This is a genomic window from Massilia paldalensis (assembly GCF_044901715.1).
GTDB classification, from domain to species: Bacteria; Pseudomonadota; Gammaproteobacteria; order Burkholderiales; family Burkholderiaceae_D; genus Telluria; species Telluria paldalensis.
On the sequence record NZ_JBJCIU010000036.1, the window covers coordinates 1 to 1,052 of the forward strand.

Genomic DNA, 1,052 nt, shown 5'->3' on the forward strand with positions numbered 1-1,052 from the left:
GGCTTTGTTGCATAAATCAATTGAGCGCGTAGTACCCCAAACCCCAGACGGATTTACGGCATGGTCACCGCTACGGTCGTGGGCGTGCCCAAGCGCGTGAAGCGATTGAGGATGGCGGCACGGACCTGCAACTCGGCGACCTGACGGTCGAAGTCGCGCGCCATGACGCGTTCACCAAGCAGCTTGAAGCAACGCATTTTGGTCTCGACAAGGCTGCGCCGGTGATACCCGCTCCACTTTTTCCAGATCTTCCGGCCAAGCCGGCGGGTGGCCGCCAGGATGGCATTGCGCGCTTTGGCACCGGGACGCTGGTCCTTCCATGGCTTGGCGTTCTTGCGTGTCGGAATGAGTGCCTGCGCTCCGCGTTGTGCAATCGCTTCGTGGCAGCCTTTCGTGTCGTAGGCGCCGTCGCCACTGACGCTCGCGACAACCTCCTCGGTGGGTATCTGGTCGAGCAAGCACGGCAGCATTGGGGCATCGCCGGTGGCATTGTCGGTCACCTCGATCGCCCGGATTTCCAGCGTGGCCGCGTCAATGCCAAGGTGGATCTTGCGCCATTGGCGACGGTAGTCGGCACCATGTTTCTTCGTCTTCCACTCGCCTTCGCCCAGCATCTTGATGCCTGTACTGTCGACCAGCAGGTGCAATCCCGTCGTCGTCGGCTGCGCTCCGATCGTCACCGAAAGACGCTTCTGGCGCCGGCTGACCGTGCTGAAGTCGGGCACTTGCCAGTCCAGTCCGGCCAACCCGAGCAGACTCTGCGTCATACCCATGGCCTGGCGCAAGGGCAGATTGAACAGGCCCTTAACGGTCAGGCAGAACTGGACCGCCGCCTCGCTGTACTTCGGACTGCGGCCCCGCTTGCCGCTCGCACTGCCGTGCCAGCACATGTCCTTGTCCAGCCAGATCAGCAGCGAGCCGCGGGCTTTCAATGCCGCGTTGTAGTCTTTCCAGTTGGTCGTTCGGTACTTCAGCTTTACGGGAGCAATCATGCCGTCAGTTTACCCGTGCTGCGCCTCGGCCGCTGATGGGCCGATTTGTGCAACAAAGCC

The 1,052-nt window shown here is 61.9% G+C and carries 1 protein-coding gene; it reads right to left on the reverse strand.

From position 1 onward, the window contains the following. Positions 1-53: 53 nt before the first annotated feature. The gene (locus tag ACI1V7_RS28345; protein ID WP_045911956.1) at positions 54-992 is read right to left on the reverse strand and encodes an IS5-like element ISEcl7 family transposase; all 939 of its coding nucleotides are present in this window, start codon (positions 990-992) and stop codon (positions 54-56) included. Positions 993-1,052 lie beyond the last annotated feature (60 nt).